The sequence below is a fragment of the uncultured Castellaniella sp. genome (genome assembly GCF_937988725.1).
In the GTDB taxonomy this organism is placed as follows: domain Bacteria; phylum Pseudomonadota; class Gammaproteobacteria; order Burkholderiales; family Burkholderiaceae_B; genus Castellaniella.
The window spans coordinates 608,331-626,946 of the sequence record NZ_CALKHS010000010.1 but is presented as its reverse complement, the minus strand read 5'-3'; the positions used below and the strand labels follow the sequence as shown (position 1 = coordinate 626,946).

General features: G+C 65.8%; 22 protein-coding genes. 11 read left to right on the top strand and 11 right to left on the bottom strand.

Annotated features, from left to right (window positions below):
- Positions 1-416 precede the first annotated feature (416 nt).
- From Q0263_RS13410 to Q0263_RS13390, 5 genes are all read left to right on the top strand, one after another.
- Positions 417-737 (top strand): metalloregulator ArsR/SmtB family transcription factor, encoded by a 321-nt coding sequence (locus tag Q0263_RS13410; protein ID WP_298017055.1) that lies wholly within the window; start codon positions 417-419, stop codon positions 735-737.
- Positions 734-1,165 (top strand): SRPBCC domain-containing protein, encoded by a 432-nt coding sequence (locus Q0263_RS13405; RefSeq protein WP_298017052.1) that lies wholly within the window; start codon positions 734-736, stop codon positions 1,163-1,165. Before Q0263_RS13410 ends, Q0263_RS13405 begins: the two co-directional genes overlap by 4 nt.
- Positions 1,166-1,245: 80 nt before the next feature.
- The gene (locus Q0263_RS13400) at positions 1,246-1,638 is read left to right on the top strand and encodes a VOC family protein (protein WP_298017049.1); all 393 of its coding nucleotides are present in this window, start codon (positions 1,246-1,248) and stop codon (positions 1,636-1,638) included.
- Between the two features lie 152 nt (positions 1,639-1,790).
- Complete coding sequence (locus Q0263_RS13395) at positions 1,791-2,267, top strand: OsmC family protein (RefSeq protein WP_298017046.1); 477 nt, start codon at positions 1,791-1,793, stop codon at positions 2,265-2,267.
- Positions 2,268-2,278: 11 nt separating this feature from the next.
- The gene (locus Q0263_RS13390) at positions 2,279-2,668 is read left to right on the top strand and encodes an amino acid-binding protein (RefSeq protein ID WP_298017043.1); all 390 of its coding nucleotides are present in this window, start codon (positions 2,279-2,281) and stop codon (positions 2,666-2,668) included.
- Positions 2,669-2,727: 59 nt separating this feature from the next.
- Here Q0263_RS13390 and Q0263_RS13385 read toward each other — a convergent pair whose 3' ends face one another.
- From Q0263_RS13385 to Q0263_RS13370, 4 genes are all read right to left on the bottom strand, one after another.
- Positions 2,728-3,111 (bottom strand): ACT domain-containing protein, encoded by a 384-nt coding sequence (locus tag Q0263_RS13385; protein WP_298017041.1) that lies wholly within the window; start codon positions 3,109-3,111, stop codon positions 2,728-2,730.
- A gap of 24 nt (positions 3,112-3,135) precedes the next feature.
- Complete coding sequence (locus Q0263_RS13380; RefSeq protein ID WP_298017038.1) at positions 3,136-4,221, bottom strand: GGDEF domain-containing protein; 1,086 nt, start codon at positions 4,219-4,221, stop codon at positions 3,136-3,138.
- Positions 4,222-4,376: 155 nt separating this feature from the next.
- A complete protein-coding gene (locus Q0263_RS13375) occupies positions 4,377-4,799 on the bottom strand; it encodes a DoxX family protein (protein ID WP_298019094.1) in 423 nt (140 codons plus the stop codon).
- A 168-nt stretch (positions 4,800-4,967) separates the two neighbouring features.
- The gene (locus Q0263_RS13370) at positions 4,968-5,864 is read right to left on the bottom strand and encodes a LysR family transcriptional regulator (protein WP_298017027.1); all 897 of its coding nucleotides are present in this window, start codon (positions 5,862-5,864) and stop codon (positions 4,968-4,970) included.
- A 303-nt stretch (positions 5,865-6,167) separates the two neighbouring features.
- Between Q0263_RS13370 and Q0263_RS13365 the strand changes: the two genes are divergently transcribed.
- From Q0263_RS13365 to Q0263_RS13350, 4 genes are all read left to right on the top strand, one after another.
- Positions 6,168-6,800: an NAD(P)-binding domain-containing protein gene (locus Q0263_RS13365; protein WP_298017013.1), complete on the top strand. Its 633-nt coding sequence runs from the start codon at positions 6,168-6,170 to the stop codon at positions 6,798-6,800.
- Positions 6,801-6,837: 37 nt separating this feature from the next.
- Positions 6,838-7,641 carry a class III extradiol ring-cleavage dioxygenase gene (locus Q0263_RS13360; RefSeq protein WP_298017010.1) on the top strand — a complete coding sequence of 268 codons (804 nt, stop codon included), beginning with the start codon at positions 6,838-6,840 and terminating at the stop codon, positions 7,639-7,641.
- On the top strand, positions 7,638-8,312 hold the full coding sequence (locus Q0263_RS13355) for an alpha/beta hydrolase-fold protein (protein WP_298017008.1): 675 nt from the start codon (positions 7,638-7,640) through the stop codon (positions 8,310-8,312). Before Q0263_RS13360 ends, Q0263_RS13355 begins: the two co-directional genes overlap by 4 nt.
- Before the next feature lie 145 nt (positions 8,313-8,457).
- Entirely contained in the window at positions 8,458-9,327 is an 870-nt protein-coding gene (locus Q0263_RS13350) for a PhzF family phenazine biosynthesis protein (RefSeq protein WP_298017006.1), read from the top strand.
- Here Q0263_RS13350 and Q0263_RS13345 read toward each other — a convergent pair.
- Complete coding sequence (locus tag Q0263_RS13345; RefSeq protein ID WP_298017004.1) at positions 9,253-10,272, bottom strand: LysR family transcriptional regulator; 1,020 nt, start codon at positions 10,270-10,272, stop codon at positions 9,253-9,255. The two genes, Q0263_RS13350 and Q0263_RS13345, sit on opposite strands and share 75 nt — an antisense overlap.
- A gap of 112 nt (positions 10,273-10,384) precedes the next feature.
- Between Q0263_RS13345 and Q0263_RS13340 the strand changes: the two genes are divergently transcribed.
- Positions 10,385-11,740 (top strand): SGNH/GDSL hydrolase family protein, encoded by a 1,356-nt coding sequence (locus Q0263_RS13340; RefSeq protein WP_298017002.1) that lies wholly within the window; start codon positions 10,385-10,387, stop codon positions 11,738-11,740.
- On the opposite strand, the gene Q0263_RS13335 is transcribed toward Q0263_RS13340, so the two are convergent.
- The 3 genes from Q0263_RS13335 to ada all read right to left on the bottom strand — a co-directional run bounded on the left by Q0263_RS13335 (position 11,737) and on the right by ada (position 15,403).
- Positions 11,737-12,969: a glycosyltransferase gene (locus Q0263_RS13335; RefSeq protein WP_298017001.1), complete on the bottom strand. Its 1,233-nt coding sequence runs from the start codon at positions 12,967-12,969 to the stop codon at positions 11,737-11,739. The two genes, Q0263_RS13340 and Q0263_RS13335, sit on opposite strands and share 4 nt — an antisense overlap.
- A gap of 27 nt (positions 12,970-12,996) precedes the next feature.
- Positions 12,997-14,385: an ATP-dependent RNA helicase DbpA gene (gene dbpA, locus Q0263_RS13330; protein WP_298016999.1), complete on the bottom strand. Its 1,389-nt coding sequence runs from the start codon at positions 14,383-14,385 to the stop codon at positions 12,997-12,999.
- A gap of 163 nt (positions 14,386-14,548) precedes the next feature.
- Positions 14,549-15,403: a bifunctional DNA-binding transcriptional regulator/O6-methylguanine-DNA methyltransferase Ada gene (ada, locus tag Q0263_RS13325; RefSeq protein WP_298016998.1), complete on the bottom strand. Its 855-nt coding sequence runs from the start codon at positions 15,401-15,403 to the stop codon at positions 14,549-14,551.
- A gap of 109 nt (positions 15,404-15,512) precedes the next feature.
- Between ada and Q0263_RS13320 the strand changes: the two genes are divergently transcribed.
- Positions 15,513-16,328: a thioesterase family protein gene (locus Q0263_RS13320; RefSeq protein ID WP_298016996.1), complete on the top strand. Its 816-nt coding sequence runs from the start codon at positions 15,513-15,515 to the stop codon at positions 16,326-16,328.
- 4 nt (positions 16,329-16,332) lie between these two features.
- Here Q0263_RS13320 and rfbC read toward each other — a convergent pair whose 3' ends face one another.
- The 3 genes from rfbC to Q0263_RS13305 form a co-directional block, all read right to left on the bottom strand.
- Positions 16,333-16,881: a dTDP-4-dehydrorhamnose 3,5-epimerase gene (gene rfbC, locus Q0263_RS13315; protein ID WP_298016994.1), complete on the bottom strand. Its 549-nt coding sequence runs from the start codon at positions 16,879-16,881 to the stop codon at positions 16,333-16,335.
- The gene (rfbA, locus tag Q0263_RS13310) at positions 16,878-17,756 is read right to left on the bottom strand and encodes a glucose-1-phosphate thymidylyltransferase RfbA (protein WP_298016992.1); all 879 of its coding nucleotides are present in this window, start codon (positions 17,754-17,756) and stop codon (positions 16,878-16,880) included. The genes rfbC and rfbA overlap by 4 nt, the downstream gene beginning before the upstream one ends.
- A gap of 91 nt (positions 17,757-17,847) precedes the next feature.
- Positions 17,848-18,474: an ATP-binding cassette domain-containing protein gene (locus Q0263_RS13305; RefSeq protein WP_298016990.1), complete on the bottom strand. Its 627-nt coding sequence runs from the start codon at positions 18,472-18,474 to the stop codon at positions 17,848-17,850.
- Positions 18,475-18,616 lie beyond the last annotated feature (142 nt).

The window sequence follows — 18,616 nt, the reverse complement described above, 5'->3', positions numbered from 1 at the left end:
ACGGCATCCTCCTGTCAAACTTGGCAAGATTCCGTTTCTGCCGATGCAAAGCCTAGTGATAACCCGCAGAGTCGGGTTGATCCAAGCCGCCCTCCCAGGAGGGCATGCTTGAGGGCATTGGCAAAGGCTGGCGGAAAATTTCCCTTATAGATCAATGCTGTTTTCAAACAAACAACCATTGAGTGGGAGTGATCCGATCGGCCTTTTTCAGTCCCGACGTGAGGCTGGTTTCGGTGTGATTGAAAGCAAGCAGGTTGTCCTTGGACAACCTGCTTTTTTTTCACCATGCCGGAGAGCAACCGCGGAGGTGGCTGTGCGTCGTACGTGGTCGGCGTACGCCGCGCTACATCAACTCCCACTTGATTAATCCATAACCATATGGTTATTATATAGCCTGATGATTATGGGTTTGGATAGTGAACACTCCCGATGCACTCTTTAGAACGCTTGCCGACCCGACGCGACGGGCGATCTTCGAGCGGCTGTGTCGCGAGGGCGAACAGACGGTCGGGGCGCTGACGGCCGGGGCGGGGATCTCGCAGCCGGCGGTGTCGAAGCATCTCGGCATCTTGAAGCAGGCCGGGCTGGTTCTGGACCGCCATGAAGGGCGGCAGACACACTACAGTCCGCAACTCGGCGCCCTTGCGCCGCTGGTCGACTGGACAAACCAGATGACGCGCTTCTGGCAGGACAGGTTTGACGATCTTGAAGACTTGCTCAATCGGATGGACCAATGAACAAAATATCGACCCAGACGCGCTCCGTCGTTGTCGAGCGCGACATCGCCCATCCGCCGGAAAGAATCTGGCGGGCGCTCACCCAGCCCCATCTGATCCAGGAATGGCTGATGAAGAATGACTTCAGTCCGGTCGTGGGTCACCGTTTCAACCTTCGCGGCGATTGGGGTGGCATGCTCGATTGCGAAGTTCTTGTTGTCGATCCGCACACGACTTTGTCCTATACGTGGAATTTCACGCACGACGATCCCGCTTTCGACCTGAGAAGTATCGTGACCTTCACGCTCGAACCCATCAGTTCAGGAACCCGCCTGCGTGTGGAGCAGTCAGGCTTCCGGCCCGATCAGAATCGGGCATTCGGCGGCGCGAAGGCCGGGTGGCGGAACTTCTTCGAGAAGCTGGAACAGGTCCTGCCCCAGGCCGACTGAAGGGCCTCCAAGCGATTCCAAACGATGCGTCCGCTGTTCTGGGCGCGATTTCACCAACGCAAATAGCGAAGGAACTACTCATGAAGATCAAATTGACCAGCGTGTATGTGGATGACCAGGAGAAGGCTTTGAACTTCTACACGCGGATTCTGGGCTTCACCAAGAAGGCCGACTTCAGCAACGGATCGTTTCGTTGGCTGACGGTGGTTTCACCCGACGAACCGGATGGGACGGAGCTGCAACTCGCACTCAATGACAATCCCGCGGGCAATGCTTACCAGCAAGCCATCTTCCAGCAGGGTCAGCCCGCGATCAATTTCTACACTGATGACATCAAGGGCGACTGTGAGCGCATCAAGGCGCGCGGCGGCAGCTTCGCCATGGCGCCGACCGAGGTGACCGGCTCGACGATTGCCCAACTGCATGACACCTGCGGCAACATCATCCAGATAACCCAGTTGGCGCGGTGGTGATCGGGCGGACTTGCGTGACCTGCGTCAGAACGCCGCCGCTCCCGCTTTCGATGGCAGCCGAAGTGAGGGCGCTTTGAAGCATGGACAATGGCCGGCATGGGGTCCGCTGATATGTGTCACTGGTTCCTGGCATTCGGCGAACAGGAGAATTCATGGCTATCCATAGCGCGAAAATCCACTGGCAGTTCACAGGCGAAGAAAGCTTCGCAGGCAACCGGTACAGTCGGGCGCATACATGGAGTTTCGATGGCGGGGCGGTCGTGCCGGCGTCCTCTTCGCCGGCTGTGGTTCCCATTCCCATGTCATCCGCAGATGCGGTCGATCCCGAGGAAGCCTTCGTGGCGAGCCTCTCCAGCTGCCACATGCTCTGGTTCTTGTCCGTGGCGGCAAGGCGCGGCTTCACGGTGCTCGACTACATGGATGAAGCTCGCGGCACCATGGGAAAGAATGCCGCCGGAAAGTTTGCGATGGTCCGTGTGGACCTTGCGCCTGTGGCCAGATTCGGCGGGGAAGAATTCCCGACGGCTGAAGAACTGGAGGCCATGCACCACACCGCTCACGAAAGCTGCTTCATCGCGAACAGCGTGACGGCCGATGTGGTGTGCACGCCCATCCACCCGTCAAACTAAAGGGAGAACTCATGCAGGACGTTTCTATTCGCCTGGACAACGAACCGGGCGCGCTGGCGAAAATGGGGGAATGCCTGGGCCGGGCCGGAGTCAGCGTCGAGGGTGGCGGCGCCTGGGTCGTCGGCGGCAGCGGGTTCGCCCATTTTTTGTTTCAGGACGGCGAGGCGGCGCGCGCAGCACTTGAAGCCGCCGGAATCGAAGTGCCCGAAGTGCGGGATGTCGTGGTCCAGCGCCTCAAACAGGAGGTGCCGGGACAGCTGGGCCAGTTGACTCGCCGGATGGCCGATGCGGGGATCAACATCGAAGTGCTCTACAGCGACCATGATCATCAGCTCGTGCTTGTCGTCGACAAGCCTGAAGAAGCGCGTGTCGTTTCCGCCAGATGGGCGGATGAAACATGACAGCCCGGTTGGTCCGCTCAAGCGGAAGCGCGGCTGGTGAACGTCGCGGGCGTGGGCGCTCAAGACAGGGAATGGCCCGCATCCACCAGCAGACCGCGCGCTTTCTCCAGGTCGCTGGATTTGATAAGCATGTGGTCTCCATCGAAGGTGGACACCACAAAAATCCCGATGCCGTGGGTCGATAAAGGCGCGATCACGGAGAGCACGACGCCCGTTTCATCAAAGGCAAACGGGCCCTGAAACTTGAAGCATGACCAACCGCCATCCGACCGCGCGTTTGGCGGGATGCGATCTTGCAGGCAGACGATGGAAAGCTCGTCGTCGGTACGGCTGATGCTGACGAATCCGCCACCATCGGCCCACGCCGGAACCGGATCGGAAGGGTGGAGCCGAGCCACCCCGTATGCACCGTTCAAAAGCCGCAATTTAACGTGGGACGCCATCTGAGTTCGCCTTCCTGACAAAATTCACACGGTCGCGTTCGGGGCGACTCCCGCCTGCACCACGCAATTGCCGCCCTGTTCCTTGGCCGCATACAGAGCGTGATCGACCCGCCGCAGCGCGGCATCGAAGTCGTCCGCGCCGTCGAGCATCGTGGCGCCGAACGAGGCGGTGACCCGGGGCGCCGGCGCCACCGACAACTGCGCGATCGCCAGCTGCAGGCGCTCCGCCACCATATGCAGGCCGGCCGCGTCGATGCCCGGCACGAGCACCAGGAATTCCTCGCCACCCCAGCGCGAGATGCATTCGTCCGGGCGCAGCAATGCTTTGCAGCGCCCGGCGACCGCCTGCAGCACTAGGTCGCCGACCGGATGGCCGTAGGTGTCGTTGATTGCCTTGAAGTGATCCAGATCCAGCATGATCAGGCCGGCCGGGCGGGTGCCGCCGAGCAGGTCCCTGAGCACACGCTCGCCCAGGCGGCGGTTGTGGATGCCGGTCACCGGGTCGCGGTGCAGCATGATCTCCATGCGCTCGCGCTCGGATGCCATCCGTTTGATCGTGTCGGTCAGCCCGCGTTGCATCGGCAGCAGCACCACCACCAGGATGCTGACCGGCCCGTACGCCATCAGCAGGTCCATGCCGCGCGGCGTCCACATCTCGTCGGGATGAAATGCCAGGTACGTCAGTATCGGCAGCGCGACCAGCAGCCAGCAAAGCAGCGCCGCCATGAAGGCCCGGCGACCGGGGATGAAGAGCATCACCATCGTCAGCAGTATCACGAACAGCGACGCCACCGGCGGCAACGCGTCGATCAGCCGTGCGCCGGGCGTCGATGCGGCCTGCAATGTATAGAACCATGCCGGCGCGATCAGCATCGACGCTCCGATGAGCAGCGATATGCGCACGACGGCCCGCAAGCACCAAGGGCGTAGCGTCAGGGCGATGATCAGGCCGGCGAAGACCACGGCGCCGGAGGGCGGCACGATCAGATCCATCAGGTGGTGGACCGGACCAAGCCAGTGGATCAGCGTGGCGCTGATGCACGCGAACAGCGTGAGCCACAGCATGATCAGGACGGCGACTCGGACGTAACTGTCTTCGGGCTCTCGCATGGGTATCGTCAGGCGCCCGCGAAGCGCGGGTGCTCAGTGTAGCATCAGCCCTCGGAGCCGCCATATATCCTTCCGGCCTCGCCTGGCTTTCTTCTCCATCGGACTTGCACCTTTGCGGCCAGTCCGATGGTGGCGCCGGAGCGGGGCGATCTCGGTCACGTGCGCAGCGACCGCTTGAGCGCGTATGCGCCGTCCCCCAGCAAGGCCAGCGCTGCCGCGGCGACCGCCAGGAAAACCGGATATTCCCAGCCTCCGCCATTGGGTGCCGCGAACGCCCATCCATTGGCCCAATGCACCGATGAGGCCACCAGGAGCTCAATCGCAGCCAGCCCCGCGACCCAGCGCGGCACGATTCCCAGGATCAGCATGACGCCGCCGATGATCTCGAAAGCGATGACCGGATACGCCAGGAACCCGGGAAAGCCCACACTCGCGAAAAACTTTACGGTTCCCGTCGGCGTGAAGATGAACAGTTTGGTCAAGCCATGGGCCAGGAACATGATGCCCAGCGCCAGGCGGAGCAGCAAGGCTGCGTAGGGAGCTGTGCCGCTGACAGCCGGATTGAGAGAACGTTCCATTTTGATGACCTCGTCAGTGAAAGAGCCGGCAGGTTCGTGGCGAACCGCCGAAGTTGCCCCAAGCCGTGGGCGGCCTGAACTGGTTCCCACTTTATCCGACTCCTTGTGAGGGATAAATGTCCCCGACATAGACTCATTGTCTCTGTTAGAGAGACCATATAACTGCCATCATTTTCTTGATCCGGCCAGGGACCATGGCGGATCGCGCAGCGCGGCCACCAGGAAATCCAGCAGCCGGCGCACCTTGAGCGGCACCTGCCTGCGCGTCGGGTAGAGCGCCTGGATATCGAGTTCGGGCCCCCGGTAGCCGGGCATGAGTTCGACGAGTCGGCCGTTGCGCAAATCCTCGTGGATGAGGAAGTCAGGCTGCAGAACCACGCCGTAGCCGTCCAGCGCCGCGGCCCTGCAGGTGTCGCCGCTATTTGCGTGGATGCGCGAGCTCACGCGGACCGAAGTCGCGCCGGAGGGCCCCGTAAAGTGCCATTCGTCGCCTGACGACCAGTAGCTGTAGGCAATGGTCTCGTGCCGGGCCAGGTCCTTGGGCTGCGTGGGCTGGCCGCAGCGCGCCAGGTAGTCGGGCGAGGCGCACAGCATCATGCGCGAGCGGGCCAGCGGGCGGCTGACCAGATCGGAATTCGGCAGTTGACCGATCCGCACCACCAGGTCATAGCCTTCTTCGACGAGGTCGACGGTGCGGTCCGACAGCACGATGTCCAGCGAGACCATGGGGTTGTCGGCTGCAAACCGTCCCCATAGCGGAGCCAGGTGGAGTGCGCCGAAGGTTTGGGGCGCTCCGATGCGCAAGCGGCCGCGCGCCTTCACGGCCGCGTTGCCGGCTTCCGCGCCGGCCTCCTCCACTGCCTGCAGAATCTCTTTGCAGCGTTGGTAGTAGGTGCGTCCCTCGTCAGTGAGCGACAGCCTTCGCGTGGTGCGATGCAGCAGGCGCGCGCCCAGATGCTTTTCCAGTTCCGCGACCTGGCGGGAAACAGCAGGTTTGGAAAAGCCGGAAATTTCCACGGCGCGCACGAAGCTGCCGGCATCCACCACGGCTGTGAAAGTCCGCATTGCCTGCAAGATGTCCATTGTTCTTTCAACGAAGATAGTACGCTTGAAAATATACTATTCATCTTGTGGAAGTGGACAATCTCGCGCCGCTCCGACGGTCCGGACCGCAGCGGCGGGCATTTTTATCGCTGGCTGGCGGCCCATGAATAGTCTCTTATTAAAATACAATAAGTCTACTAAATCTATATTTATCAATCCTAAAGTATCTAATAAAGTAGATCCCACGTCAGCACCGATCAACCGGTGCGCCGGCATCGGATTTCCGAATGCCTGTTTCATCCCCTCGTCGGAAGGATCTGCATCATGAACATCACTCTTATCGGCGCCGGCAACATGGGCGCGGCCTTTGTCAAACAACTCACCCAGGCGGGCCACCAGGTGCGGGTCACGGCGCGCCATCTGGAGAAGGCCCAGGCGTTGGCTGCCGCCCATGCGGGCGCCACTGCGGTGGCGGCGGACCAGGCGCTTGGCGACTCGCGGGTCGTCATCGTGGCCACCCCCTATGCCGATGCCGTGCCTGCGCTCAAGTCGCTGGGCCCGCTCGACGGCCGCATCGTCATCGACATCACCAATCCGCTCACGGCCGACTTCATGGGTCTGACGGTGGGTCACGACACCTCGGCCGCTGAAGAAATCGCCAAGGCGCTGCCCGGCGTGCCGGTCGTCAAGGCCTTCAATACGTTGCTGGCCCAGGTGCTGGCCGAAGGCCCCGCATTTGCTCATGGTCAGACTGCGCCCGTTTTCTACGCCGGTGATGATGAAGCAGCCAGGCAGACCGCGCGTGCGCTGGCGGAAAGCATGGGCTTTGAGCCGGTCGATGCGGGCGGCCTGAAGAACGCCCGATATCTGGAACCGTTGGCCGGTCTCAATATCTACTTCGCCTATGGCGCGGGGCATGGCACACAGATTGCACCGACCTGGATTCGTCGCGCCTGACCATTGTCCGCTCATGACGCGATAACGGAGTCATTTCATGCCTCGCTCACCTTCTCTCTTCATCTCGCATGGCGCCCCCACATTCGCCCTTGAACCCGGCGCCCTCGGGCCCCGCCTGCGTCGACTGGGGGCGGCGTTGGGGGACGTCGCCGCCGTCGTGGTCGTGTCGCCCCACTGGCAGACCTCGGGCCTGCGTGTCACGGGCGCCGCGCGGCAGGAGGCCATTCATGACTTTGGCGGCTTCCCGGCGCCGCTGTATGCGCTTCGGTATGAACCGCCTGGCGCGCCTGCGCTGTCGCAGGAAATCGTTGATCTGCTCGATTGCGCCGGCCTGCCCGCCGCGACGGACGCATCGCGCGGGCTGGATCACGGCGCGTGGGTGCCTCTGCGCTATCTGAAGCCGGACGCCGATGTCCCTGTGCTGCAGGTTTCATTGCCGCGAGGCATGGATGCCGAAGGCGCGTTGCGGCTGGGGCGGGCGCTGGCTTCGTTGCGCGATCGGGGAGTGCTCGTCGTGGGTTCGGGAAGCCTGACGCACAACCTCTACGAATTTCGCCGCCACATTGCAGACCCCCAGTATGCGCAAGAGTTTGCGGACTGGGTGGCGTCGGCCCTGGCGCGGCGCGACGACGATGCGCTGGTCGACTATCGCAACCGCGCGCCGCACGCATCGCGGGCGCACCCCACCGAGGAACATTACCTGCCTCTGCTGGTTGCGTTGGGTGCGAGCACGGCGGAAGAATCCCGCACCCGCATCGTGGGCGGCATGACCGACAGTGTGCTGTCGATGGACAGCTTTGGCTTTGGTCTGGACCTTGAACAACAACAGGAGATTGCATGAACGACATGAGCTGGTCCGCGCTGCGCACTGATCGCACGCTCGCATTCCGGACCAATCAACTCTCGGGATCCGCGCAGCGGCTGCTGGTCCTGCTGCATGGCGTGGGCGGCAACGAGACCAATCTTGCGCCGTTCGCCGAGACGATGCCTGCGGACACGCGCGTTGTCCTGGTCCGGGCGCCCTTGACTCTTGGAGCTGGCCAGCATGCCTGGTTTCAAGTGTCCTTTGGGCCGCAAGGCCCGCGTCCGGACCTGACCGCGGCTGAAAGCAGCCGCCAGCAGCTGGTCCGGTTCATCGCCGAACTGCAGGCGGAGTATGCGGCGTCGCCCGCCCGCACTGTGGTGGCGGGTTTCAGTCAGGGTGGGATCATGAGCGCGAGCCTGGGGCTGACCCGCCCCGGACTGGTCGCGGGCTTCGGCGTCCTTGCCGGACGCATTCTCCCCGAGCTGGAACCGCAACTGGCGAAGCCCGCCGCGCTGGCCGGGATCCGGGCCTTCATCGGGCACGGCCGCGACGACACCAAGCTGCCGGTGGCGTGGGCGCATCGATCCGATGCCTGGCTCACGAGTTTGGGTGTCCCGCACGAAACGCGATTGTATCCGGGCGACCACGGCATCCCTCAAGCGATGCAGATGGACTTTGCGTCCTGGCTCGTCGGATTGGCCCGCTGAGCCGCCTCGTCGACCAACTGCGGATTCTGTCCGTCAAGGATCCGCTGACCGGCTCGCTGAACCGGCGCGGCCTGGCGGAAGGACTGGTCGCGCATTTCCGCTCCCGCAAGGCGGGAGCCGCGCCTGTTGCAATCCAGTGACCGGTATGATGCTGGATATCGTCGGCTCCACTCAGGTCTGGAACAACATGAACATCCAAAGAATCGCGGCGTTCGTCATGGACGGGCGGGGCGGCAATCCCGCTGGCGTGGTGGTGGCGGCGCAACTGCCGTCCGAAGCGGAGATGTTGCGCATCGCGCATGAAGTGGGCTATTCCGAGACCGCGTTTGCGGCGCGGAATGCCGATGTCTGGGAGACGCGCTACTTCTCTCCCGAATCGGAAGTGCCCTTCTGCGGCCATGCGACCATCGCGCTGGGCGCCGCCCTGGCGGGCGAACATGGCGATGGCACCTATGAACTGGCGTTAAGGGACGGCCGCATATCCGTCGACGCCAGAATCCAGGATGGGCGGGGCTACAGCGTGCTGCGCTCTCCGCGGACCCGCAGCGAAGCCGCGCCGGGCGACATGATCGCGCAGGCGCTGTGGGTCTTCGGCTATGCCGATGGCGACCTGGACCGCGATTTGCCGGTCATGCTGGCCAATGGCGGATCGCAGCACCTGATCGTGCCCTTGCGGACTCGGGGCCTGCTTGCGCGCATGAGCTACGACCTGGATCAGGGGCGTGTCTTCATGCGCCGGCATGGTCTCGTGACCGTGGCTTTCATCTGGCGGGAGGCCGAGCGCGTGTTTCACGCGCGCAATGCCTTCGCGTCCGGCGGCGTGCTGGAGGACCCGGCCACCGGGGCGGCCGCCGCCGCGCTCGCCGGCATGCTTCGCGACCACGATCTGCTGTCCGATGGCGATCTGACCATCTATCAGGGCGAGGACATGGGGCGACCCTCAAGGATCGACGTGTCGTTTGCGGGCCCTGCCGGTTCGTCGGTCAGCGTGGGGGGCGTGTCCGCCCGGATCTGATCCGGCTTGTCGCCGTGCGTCCGGCCGGGCCGGGCCGCCGCGATCGATATCCACTTTCTCGGCCAGAAAGTCCAGAAAGGCCCTGGCTCGCAGCGGCAGGTAGCCGCCCTGGCCCACGTAGACGGCGTGGATCTCCTCCTTGTCGCCCGGGTTGCAGTCTTCGAGCACCGGCAGCAGCCGGCCGGCCGCGATGTCCTCGCTGACCTGAAAGGCGGCGAGGCGCGCCAGCCCCAGGCCCGCGAGGGCCAGACGGCGCAGCGCTTCGCCGTCGCTGGCCTGTGCGTTGCCCGTCACGGGCGCCACGACGTCATGGCCTTCGTGGCGCAGCGGCCAGCCGGCTTGCGCGCGCACGTAGTTCGCCCCCAGGCGGTTGTGGGACAGCAGTTCGTCGGGCGTAGCGGGGGTTCCGTGGCGTTTCAGGTAGGCGGGCGCCCCGACGATCACCATGCGCGTGAACCCCAGCGTGCGCGCCACCAGGCTCGAGCTCTTCAGCGGGCCGGCGCGCAGGGCGACGTCGGTGCGCTGTTCCAGAATGTCGACGACTTCGTCCGTCAGCGTGATGTCCAGCGTCACGTCGGGATGGCGCGCCAGGAATTCCGGGACCAGCGGCAGCAGGAAGTGATGCCCGAACGGGACATTGGCATTGATCCTCAGCCGGCCGCGCGGCGCCGCGTGCGCGCTGGCGCAGCGTTCGGCTTCCTCCAGATCGGCCAGGATGCGCACGCCGCGCTCGTAGAAGGCGCAGCCCTCCGGCGTGAGCTGGATCTGTCGCGTGGAGCGGTTCACCAGCCGCGTGCCCAGGCGCTGTTCCAGGCGTGCGACCAGTTTGCTGACGGCCGAAGGCGTCATGCCGCAGGCGCGGGCCGCGGCGGAAAAGCCGCCCAGTTCGATGACGCGCGCGAACACTTCCAGTTCACCGGATCGGTTGACTTCCAGACGGGCCATGCAGGATCTCCTGAGTGATTTCAGTTCATGAATGATGTGCTTGCAGGCAGTCTATTCAAATATGGTCTTTGAATTCATCATTCAGTCGTTATTTGACTTTGAATTCACTGAAATGAAAAGACTTGCTGATCTTCACCGCCATGCCAGGGCCGCCGCCCTGTTGACCTTGGCGCTGACGGCCGGCGCCGCCTCGGTCGCGCCTGCCTGGGCCGGATCTCCGTCCTCCCCCGCGTCGCCTTCCTGGGTGTCGACATGGCAGGCCAGCCCGCAAGCGGTCTGGGCGCCGGGTTTCCTGTTCCCCAGCAATGTTCCGTCCGAACTGCGCGACCGGACCGTGCGCCAGGTGGCGCGCATCAGCCTGGGCGGCGCGCGCCTGCGCATCGTGCTGTCCAACGCGTATGGCAGACAGCCGGTCGCGATCGGCGGGGCGACGGTGGCGCATTCCCGCCAGGACAGGGGCGACGGCGCCATCGTCGAAGGCAGCCTGCGCGCGGTGACCTTCGGCGGCCGCGCGGCGGCGACGATTCCGCCCGGCGCGTCCTTGCTCAGCGATCCCGTGGCCTTGCCGGTTCCCGCGCTGTCGCGGGTGACGGTCAGCGTCTTTCTGCCCGAAGCCACCCCCGTGCGGACCTTCCACTGGGATGGGCGGCAGACAGGCTGGATCGCCTCCGGCGACCAGACGCGCGCGCCCGTGCTGCGGACGGCCGGCCGCAGCAGCACCACCGCCCGCCTGTTGCTGACGGGCGTGCAGGTGGAAACCGGGACGGCGGCGCGCGCCGTGGCGGTGATCGGCGATTCCATCACCGATGGCGCCGCGGCCAGTCTGGACAAGGACCGCCGCTGGCCGGACTTCCTGGCGGCCCGCCTGGCTCCGCAGGGCGTGGCCGTGGTCAATGCCGGCATTTCCGGCGCGCGGCTGCTGTCCGACGGCATGGGCGCCAACGCGCTGGCGCGGCTGGAGCGCGACGTGCTGGCGCAGCCGGGCGTGCGCAGCGTCATCGTTGCCCTTGGCATCAACGACATTGCCTGGCCCGGCACCGCGTTTGCGCCGGACGCGCGGCGCCCGACGCTGGCGGAATTGACGGCGGGCTATCGTCAGTTGGTCGAGCGGGCCCGCAGCCGCGGCGTCAGGGTGGTCGGCGCGACGCTTCCGCCCTTCGAGGGCGCGTTGCCCGGCACGCCGCTGGACGATTACTACGGCCCGGAAAAGGATGCCCTGCGCCGGCAGCTGAACGATTGGATCCGCCATGACGGCGCATTCGATGCGGTGATCGATTTCGATGCGGCCTTGCGCGATCCCGCGCATCCGGCCCGGATGGATGCGCGCTTCGATTCCGGAGATCACCTGCACCCTGGCGACGAAGGCAATCGCGCGATGGCGCAGGCCGTCGATGTCGGCGCCTTGCTGCCGCAGCCCGATGCGGCGCGCGCGGCAAGCGCCGGCGCGCCGGTTCGTGGCTGGCGCTAAGTCCGCATCAGGGCTTCGATGGCGGCCACGGCCGCGCCTGGTCCGTCTTCCCGGGCCATCCGTGCGCCAAGCTCGCTGGCGCGGGCGCGGATTTCGTCCCGTTCCGCGAAGGCGATGGACTGCCGGAGTTCTTCGCTGCGGACGTTCTTGCCGATGAGGGGCTTGCCCGCGACCCCGGTTTTCCAGAGCCTGTCGGCCCAGAAGAATTGGTCTCCCGCGAAAGGGAGGACGACGGACGGGACCCCGGCCCCGGCCGCCGTATGCGTGGTGCCGGAGCCGCCGTGATGAATGACGAGGGACGTGCGTGGGAAGAGCCAGTGGTGCGGAACGTCGCCGATCTTGAAGAAGTTGTCGGGAAGCGCGACCGTGTCCATGCCGCTCCAGCCGGGGGAGAACACGGCGCGCCGGCCGTCGATTGCGTCGACCAGCACCCCCGTGAAATGCGCGCGGTCGAATCCGGCCATGCTGCCGAATCCGATGTAGATCGGGGGTTCGCCCGCCGCCAGGAACGCTTCGAGATCCGGCGGCGGCGTCCACGCCGGATACGACGTGGTCCATTGGCCGCAGACTTGCGCAGTGTCGGGCCAGTCCCGGGGGCGCGGGATCAGGCTGGGCGACAGGCCGTAGAGCATCGGGTGATCGGTCCAGACGTGCTTCCGGGGAGGCAGTCCGCACACTTCGGCTCGCGCGCGGTTGGTCTCTTTCCGGAATGCCCGCCAGAGCAGGCTGTTGACGAGCCGGTGGCTGGCCCGGTTGAACCAGCGCGGCACTTTCCCGGGGGGGAGAAAGGGGGAGGCGAAGTCGGCCGTCGGCGTGATCGGGATGAGGCCCGTCCCGATGGCCTTGATCCCGCGGCGTTCGGCCACCGACAGGCCGACGAAGGCCGCCAGGCCCGAAATGACGATGGCGTCGCAGTCTTCCGTGGCATCGAGGACCTCCCGCATCCACGAGGCCGTGTTGGCGTTGGCGATCGTCGCCAGAGCCTTTGCCGTGCCGTTGAAGCCGCCTTTCTCGCGGACCGCGGCCGAAAGCGCGGCGCCGGGCATCAGCGCCTTGCGGATATCGCCCGCGAGGGCTGCGCAGGGCACGCCCAGCGCTCTGGCCGAACCGAGCGTGGAGGCATCGGCCAGGAGCAGGGTCTCATGGCCGGCGTCCATCAAGGCCTTGCACAGTCCCGCGAGAGGCCGGGTATCGCCCTCGGTTCCGTATGTCGCGACAGCAAACTTCATGGGCCGTTCCTTTTGCGCTGCCTCGCCTCAGAACTCTTCCAGAAACCGCATGCGGAAGCGGCGGCCCTTGATGGTGCAGTTGGAGATCCGCGCAAACGCCTGCTGGGCGATCTGCCGGTCCAGCGCCACGTAGGCGCTGAATTCGGTGATGTGGATCTTGCCGACCTGCTCGAACGCCAGGCCTGCGTCGCCGGTCAGGGCGCCCAGCAGGTCGCCGGGGCGCAGCTTGTCCTTCTTGCCGCCCTGGATGCATAAAGTCGTCATGGGCGCCTGCAGGGCGCGGCCGGACTTCGGGCGCAGCGAACGCAGGCCGGCCCATTTCAGCGGCGCGCCCTGGTATCGCTCGATCAGATCGGCCCAGCGCATTTCGTCGGGCGAACACAGGCTCAGCGCCAGCCCTTTCTGTTCGCCCCGGCCGCTGCGGCCGATGCGGTGCACGTGGACTTCGGTGTCCTTGGTAATGTCCACATTGATCACGGCGCCCAGGTCCTGGATGTCCAGGCCGCGGGCGGCCACGTCGGTTGCGACCAGGACGGCGCAGCTCTGGTTGGCGAACTGGATCAGGATTTCGTCGCGTTCGCGCTGCTCCAGGTCTCCGTTGAGCGCCTGGGCCCTGATGCCCTCGGATTGCAGTCGTTCGACCAGTTCGTGGCTGCGGATCTTGGTATTGCAGAATGCCAGCGTGGAAACCGGGCGGAAATGGGCCAGCAAGCGGACTACGGCGTCCAGCCTTTCGCGTTCGTCGATTTCGTAGAAGATCTGCTCGATGCGGCTGGCGTCGTGCTGGGCCTCGACCTTGACCTCGGCGGGGTTGCGCAGGAAGCGGGCGCTGAGCTTGCGGATATTGTCGGGGTAGGTGGCCGAAAAGAGCAGCGTCTGGCGCCGGGTCGGGCAGTGCGAGACGATCGCGACGATATCGTCGTGGAAGCCCATGTCCACCATGCGATCCGCTTCGTCCAGCACCAGCGTGTTCAGGGCGGACAGGTCCAGGCTGCCGCGCGCCAGGTGATCCTGGATGCGGCCGGGCGTGCCCACCACGACGTGGACGCCGCGACCCAGCGATTCGGCCTGGGGGCGCGCGGCGACGCCGCCGCACAGCGTCAGCACCTTGACGTTGGGGACCAGGCGGGCCAGCCGGCGCAATTCCTGCGCCACCTGGTCGGCCAGTTCACGGGTGGGGCAGATCACCAGCGCCTGCGGGGCCAGGCGGCCGACATCCAGATTCTGCAGTACGCCCAGCCCGAAGGCCGCGGTCTTGCCGCTGCCGGTCTTGGCCTGCGCGATCAGGTCGCGGCCTTCCAGGATGAGCGGCAGGCTCCGGGCCTGGATGGGCGTCATCCGCGCAAAGCCCAGGCCGTGCAGATTGTCTTGCAGGGCGGGCAGCAGGGGCAGGGAGGAAAAGGCCGTATGAGTCACGATAGGAACGGTTCGCAAAAACGCGAAAGATGGGGCGGACCGTCAGTGTATGCCTTTACCGTCCCGTTCGAGGCCCTCGTCCGCCCGGCGGGCGGCATCCGGGCGATCCGCCTCGGGCCGAAGCCGGACGCTCGTTCCGCCGTGCGGCGCCGGAGACGTGGTCTCAGTCCTTCTTTTCCCGCCGCAGCAATTCCCGCTTGCGATCCACTCCCCAGCGGTAGCCGGAAAGGTCCCCGTCGCGCCGCACGACGCGGTGGCAGGGGATGGCGACCGCAATGTGGTTGGCGGCGCAGGCCTGGGCGACGGCGCGCGCGGCCTTGGGAGCGCCGATGCGCTCGGCGATGTCGGAATAGCTGGCCGTCCTGCCCGGCGGGATCTCGCGCAGCGCCTGCCAGACCCGCTGCTGGAACACCGTGCCGCGCACGTCCAGCGGCAGGCGCAGGCCGATGCCGGGCGCCTCGATGAAACCTACGACCTGGGCCACCAGCCGTTCGAATTCCTTGTCGCCGCCGATCAGCGCGGCCTTGGGGAACTGATCCTGCAGCTCGCGCACCAGCCGGTCCGGATCCTGGCCCAGCAAGATGGCGCAGATGCCGCGCCGGCTTTGCGCCACCAGGATCGCGCCCAGGGACGACTGCCCCACGGCGAAGCGGATCTCGGCCCCGACGCCTCCGGCCCGGTATTCCCGGGCGCGCATGCCCAGCACTTTTTCGGACGTTTCGTAGAAGCGGCTGCTGGAATTGAAGCCGGCCTCGTAGATGGCGTCGGTGACGGTGCCATCGGCGGCGTTCAGTTCCTCGCGCAGCTTGCGGGCGCGGTGGGCCGTGGCATAGGCTTTGGGCGTCAGGCCGGTCTCGGCCTTGAAGACCCGGTGGAAGTGGAAGGGGCTCATGCCGGCCTGCGCGGCCAGCTCGTCCAGGGTCGGCGCGGCTTCGGACGTTTCGATCAGGCGGCAGGCCTGCGCGACCAGGGCGGCGCGCCTGTCCCGGGTCGCGGTGTGCGTGGTGGCTGTGTTCATGGCGTCATTCCTGCGTTCATTCCGGGATCCAGCTTAGACCGGAATCCGGCGGCAAGAACTCCGTTTCTTGCGCTGGATGCGCAAAAAAAGACCCTCTATACTCTTGCGCATGCCTACCGCTCACAACCTGCACCTCGGCCATGCCGACGAACCCTATCCCGACGCCTTCTACGTGCGCCGGGGGGACTCCGAATTCCTGTCCACCCTGCATGCCCAGGGCGCCTGGCAGCCGGGCGAGCAGCATCTGGCGGCCGCCGCCGGACTGGTGCTGGCGGAAGCGGAACGCCGCCTGCCCAGCGACAAGCTGGTGTCCCGCGTGTCCTTCGACGTGCTGGGCGTGATCCATTCGGGCGCCTTCGCCATCGATGTCAAGATGGTGCGGCCGGGCCGCTCGATCGAGCTGATCGAGGCCACCATGCGCCACGGGGATCAGGTCAGCATCCATGCGCGGATCTGGCGCCTGTCGGCCAGCGACACGACGCGCGTGCAGGGCACCGAATGGGCCCCGCTGCCGCCGCCGGACGCCATGCCGCCCCTGACCTTTTCATCGGTCTGGGACGGCGGCTTCATCGCGTCCCTGGATGCCCGCCGGGGGGCCGACATGCGCCCGGGCCGGGGGCAGAGCTGGATCCGCACGGCATATCCCCTGGTGGACGGGGAAGTCGATCCGCCTGTGGCCGGCTTCGTGAAGCTGATCGATACCGCCAACGGCCTGGCGGTCCGTGAAGATCCGAATGCCGTGTTTTTCGCCAATGTGGACCTGACCATCCATTTCACGCGCCAGCCCGAGGCCGGCTGGGTCGGTTTCGACACGCGCGTCAGTTTCGGCCCCACGGGGCTGGGCGAGACGTTTTCGGTCCTGAGCGACATCCATGGGCCCGTGGGCACGGCGGCGCAAAGCCTGACCGTGCGGCTGCGGGAATAGGGCGTCAACGCAGTCGCTGCGCCGCCAGGGCCTTCAAGCCCGGATGGCGGCGATCCTTGTCCGACAGGATGGGATCGGCCACCGGCCAGGGGATCGCCAGGTCCGGGCAATTCCAGGCCAGGCCGCCTTCGTCGGCCGGATCGTAGTAATCCGTGCACTTGTACTGAAAGACCGCCGACTCGCTGACGACGCAGAAGCCGTGCGCGTAGCCGGGCGGGATCCAGATCTGGCGGTGATTGTCGGCCGACAGTTCGGCCGCGACGTGCCGCCCGAAGGTCGCGGATCGCGGATCGATGTCCACCGCCACGTCGAAGACGGCGCCCTCGATCACCTGGATCAGCTTGCCCTGGGGGCGTTGGCGCTGGAAGTGCAGGCCGCGCAGGACCCCGTACGCGGAGCGCGACACGTTGTCCTGCACGAAATCCAGGTCGATGCCCGCTTCGTCCCGATAGCGGCGCGCGCTGAAGGATTCCAGGAAGAAGCCGCGCGCGTCGCCGAACACCCGGGGTTCGATCAGCCGCACGCCGGGCAGGGCCGTGTCGACCACCTTCATGGCTGGCGGCCCTCGCCGGCCAGCGCCAGCAGGTACTGGCCATAGTCCGTCTTGGTCAGGCGCCGGCCGCGTTCGATCAGCCCGTCGCGGTCCAGCCAGCCGTTGTTGAAGGCGATTTCCTCCAGGCAGGCGACCTTCTGGCCCTGCCGGCGCTCGATCGTCTGCACGTAGGTGCCGGCGTCCAGCAGACTTTCGTGCGTGCCGGTGTCCAGCCAGGCGAAGCCGCGCCCCAGCACCTGGACGTGCAGGTCGCCCCGCTGCAGGTAGGCGTTGTTCACGTCGGTGATTTCGAGTTCTCCGCGCGCCGACGGCCGCACCCGGCGGGCGATGTCCACGACGTCGTTGTCGTAGAAATACAGGCCCGTGACCGCGTAGGGCGACTTGGGGCGCTGCGGCTTTTCCTCGATCGAGACCGCCCTGCCGACGGCGTCGAATTCGACCACGCCGAAGCGTTCCGGATCGGCCACCCGGTAGCCGAACACCGTGGCCCCGGAGGGCCGCTGGGCGGCTTCGCGCAGCATCTGGCTGAAGCCGTAGCCGTAGAAGATATTGTCTCCCAGCACCAGGCACACGCGTTCGCCGCCGATGAAATCGGCCCCGATCAGGAAGGCCTGGGCCAGACCGTCGGGCGAGGGCTGTTCCGCATAGGACAGCGTAATGCCGAAATCCGAGCCGTCGCCCAGCAGCCGCTGGAAGCCGGGCAGATCGTCGGGGGTGGAGATCACCAGCACTTCATGGATGCCCGCCAGCATCAGCACCGACAGCGGGTAATAGACCATGGGCTTGTCGTAGATCGGCAGCAGCTGCTTGGACACGCCGCGCGTGATGGGATGCAGCCGGGTGCCGGAACCGCCGGCCAGGATGATGCCTTTCATAGGGCCTGCGCAAGGTAGGGGATGAAGCTCCATAGTGTAATGGGTATGACCTGCCGCCGGCGCCGGGCATCCGGCCTGCTTCCGGCGGGCTTCAGCCTGGCTGCGGGCGCAACGCCGCCACCGTGGTCACCGTGGCGCCGCAGGCCCGCACCAGTTCGGCGTCGTAGCTGGCGAACAGCACGACGCGATCCCTGGCCCAGATGCTGAACTGTTCGGCCAGCACGATCCGGGCCTGCGTGTCCAGCCCGTTGCTGGGGCCGTCCGCGACGACGACGGCCGGGTCGCCCAGGGCGGCCGCCGTCAGGAAGACCTTGCGGCGCGTGCCGGTCGACATCTGCTCGAAACGCTTGTGCAGATGCGGTTCCAGCCCCAGCCGGCAGGCCAGGTTCAGCACGGCGTCGTCCAGGGGGACATTCTTTTCCCGGGCGACGTGTTCCAGCAGCCCGCGCCCCGTCTGTTCCGGAAAGGCCAGGCAATCGTCCGGCACGTAGGCCAGGCGCGCCTTGGCCTGCCGGGGCGCGTGGATCAGGGAATGCCCGTCGATCCGGACGTCTCCGGCGTCCGGCGCGATGACCCCGGCGATGATGCCCAGCAGGCTGGACTTGCCAGTGCTTTCTTCCTCGCAGAGCGCCACGCAGCCAGGCGTGAATGTGCGGGTCAGGCCCTGGAATACGAGGTGGTCGCCGTAGCGCTTGCCGAGTTGGTCGATGCGTAGCATGCGGGAAGTGTAGGCGTGAATAGGGCGCGGAGCCAAACCCGTCCGAAATGGCTTGTCACGAAAGGGCGGATTAACGATACTTTGGAAAAAGAAGACCTTTCGCAGCATGATGACGTTGAAAGACACGGGCGCACGGCCCCCG

Coding starts and splice junctions, on each gene's coding strand:
- Q0263_RS13360 (WP_298017010.1), top strand. CDS start 6,838: ATGCCTCGCTCACCTTCTCTCTTCATCTCGCATGGCGCCCCCACATTC.
- Q0263_RS13390 (WP_298017043.1), top strand. CDS start 2,279: ATGCAGGACGTTTCTATTCGCCTGGACAACGAACCGGGCGCGCTGGCG.
- ada (WP_298016998.1), bottom strand. CDS start 15,403: ATGAACACAGCCACCACGCACACCGCGACCCGGGACAGGCGCGCCGCC.
- Q0263_RS13305 (WP_298016990.1), bottom strand. CDS start 18,474: ATGCTACGCATCGACCAACTCGGCAAGCGCTACGGCGACCACCTCGTA.
- rfbA (WP_298016992.1), bottom strand. CDS start 17,756: ATGAAAGGCATCATCCTGGCCGGCGGTTCCGGCACCCGGCTGCATCCC.
- Q0263_RS13400 (WP_298017049.1), top strand. CDS start 1,246: ATGAAGATCAAATTGACCAGCGTGTATGTGGATGACCAGGAGAAGGCT.
- Q0263_RS13380 (WP_298017038.1), bottom strand. CDS start 4,221: ATGCGAGAGCCCGAAGACAGTTACGTCCGAGTCGCCGTCCTGATCATG.
- Q0263_RS13365 (WP_298017013.1), top strand. CDS start 6,168: ATGAACATCACTCTTATCGGCGCCGGCAACATGGGCGCGGCCTTTGTC.
- Q0263_RS13320 (WP_298016996.1), top strand. CDS start 15,513: ATGCCTACCGCTCACAACCTGCACCTCGGCCATGCCGACGAACCCTAT.
- Q0263_RS13395 (WP_298017046.1), top strand. CDS start 1,791: ATGGCTATCCATAGCGCGAAAATCCACTGGCAGTTCACAGGCGAAGAA.
- Q0263_RS13345 (WP_298017004.1), bottom strand. CDS start 10,272: ATGGCCCGTCTGGAAGTCAACCGATCCGGTGAACTGGAAGTGTTCGCG.
- Q0263_RS13385 (WP_298017041.1), bottom strand. CDS start 3,111: ATGGCGTCCCACGTTAAATTGCGGCTTTTGAACGGTGCATACGGGGTG.
- Q0263_RS13335 (WP_298017001.1), bottom strand. CDS start 12,969: ATGAAGTTTGCTGTCGCGACATACGGAACCGAGGGCGATACCCGGCCT.
- Q0263_RS13370 (WP_298017027.1), bottom strand. CDS start 5,864: ATGCGGACTTTCACAGCCGTGGTGGATGCCGGCAGCTTCGTGCGCGCC.
- Q0263_RS13355 (WP_298017008.1), top strand. CDS start 7,638: ATGAACGACATGAGCTGGTCCGCGCTGCGCACTGATCGCACGCTCGCA.
- Q0263_RS13405 (WP_298017052.1), top strand. CDS start 734: ATGAACAAAATATCGACCCAGACGCGCTCCGTCGTTGTCGAGCGCGAC.
- Q0263_RS13375 (WP_298019094.1), bottom strand. CDS start 4,799: ATGGAACGTTCTCTCAATCCGGCTGTCAGCGGCACAGCTCCCTACGCA.
- rfbC (WP_298016994.1), bottom strand. CDS start 16,881: ATGAAGGTGGTCGACACGGCCCTGCCCGGCGTGCGGCTGATCGAACCC.
- Q0263_RS13350 (WP_298017006.1), top strand. CDS start 8,458: ATGATGCTGGATATCGTCGGCTCCACTCAGGTCTGGAACAACATGAAC.
- Q0263_RS13340 (WP_298017002.1), top strand. CDS start 10,385: ATGAAAAGACTTGCTGATCTTCACCGCCATGCCAGGGCCGCCGCCCTG.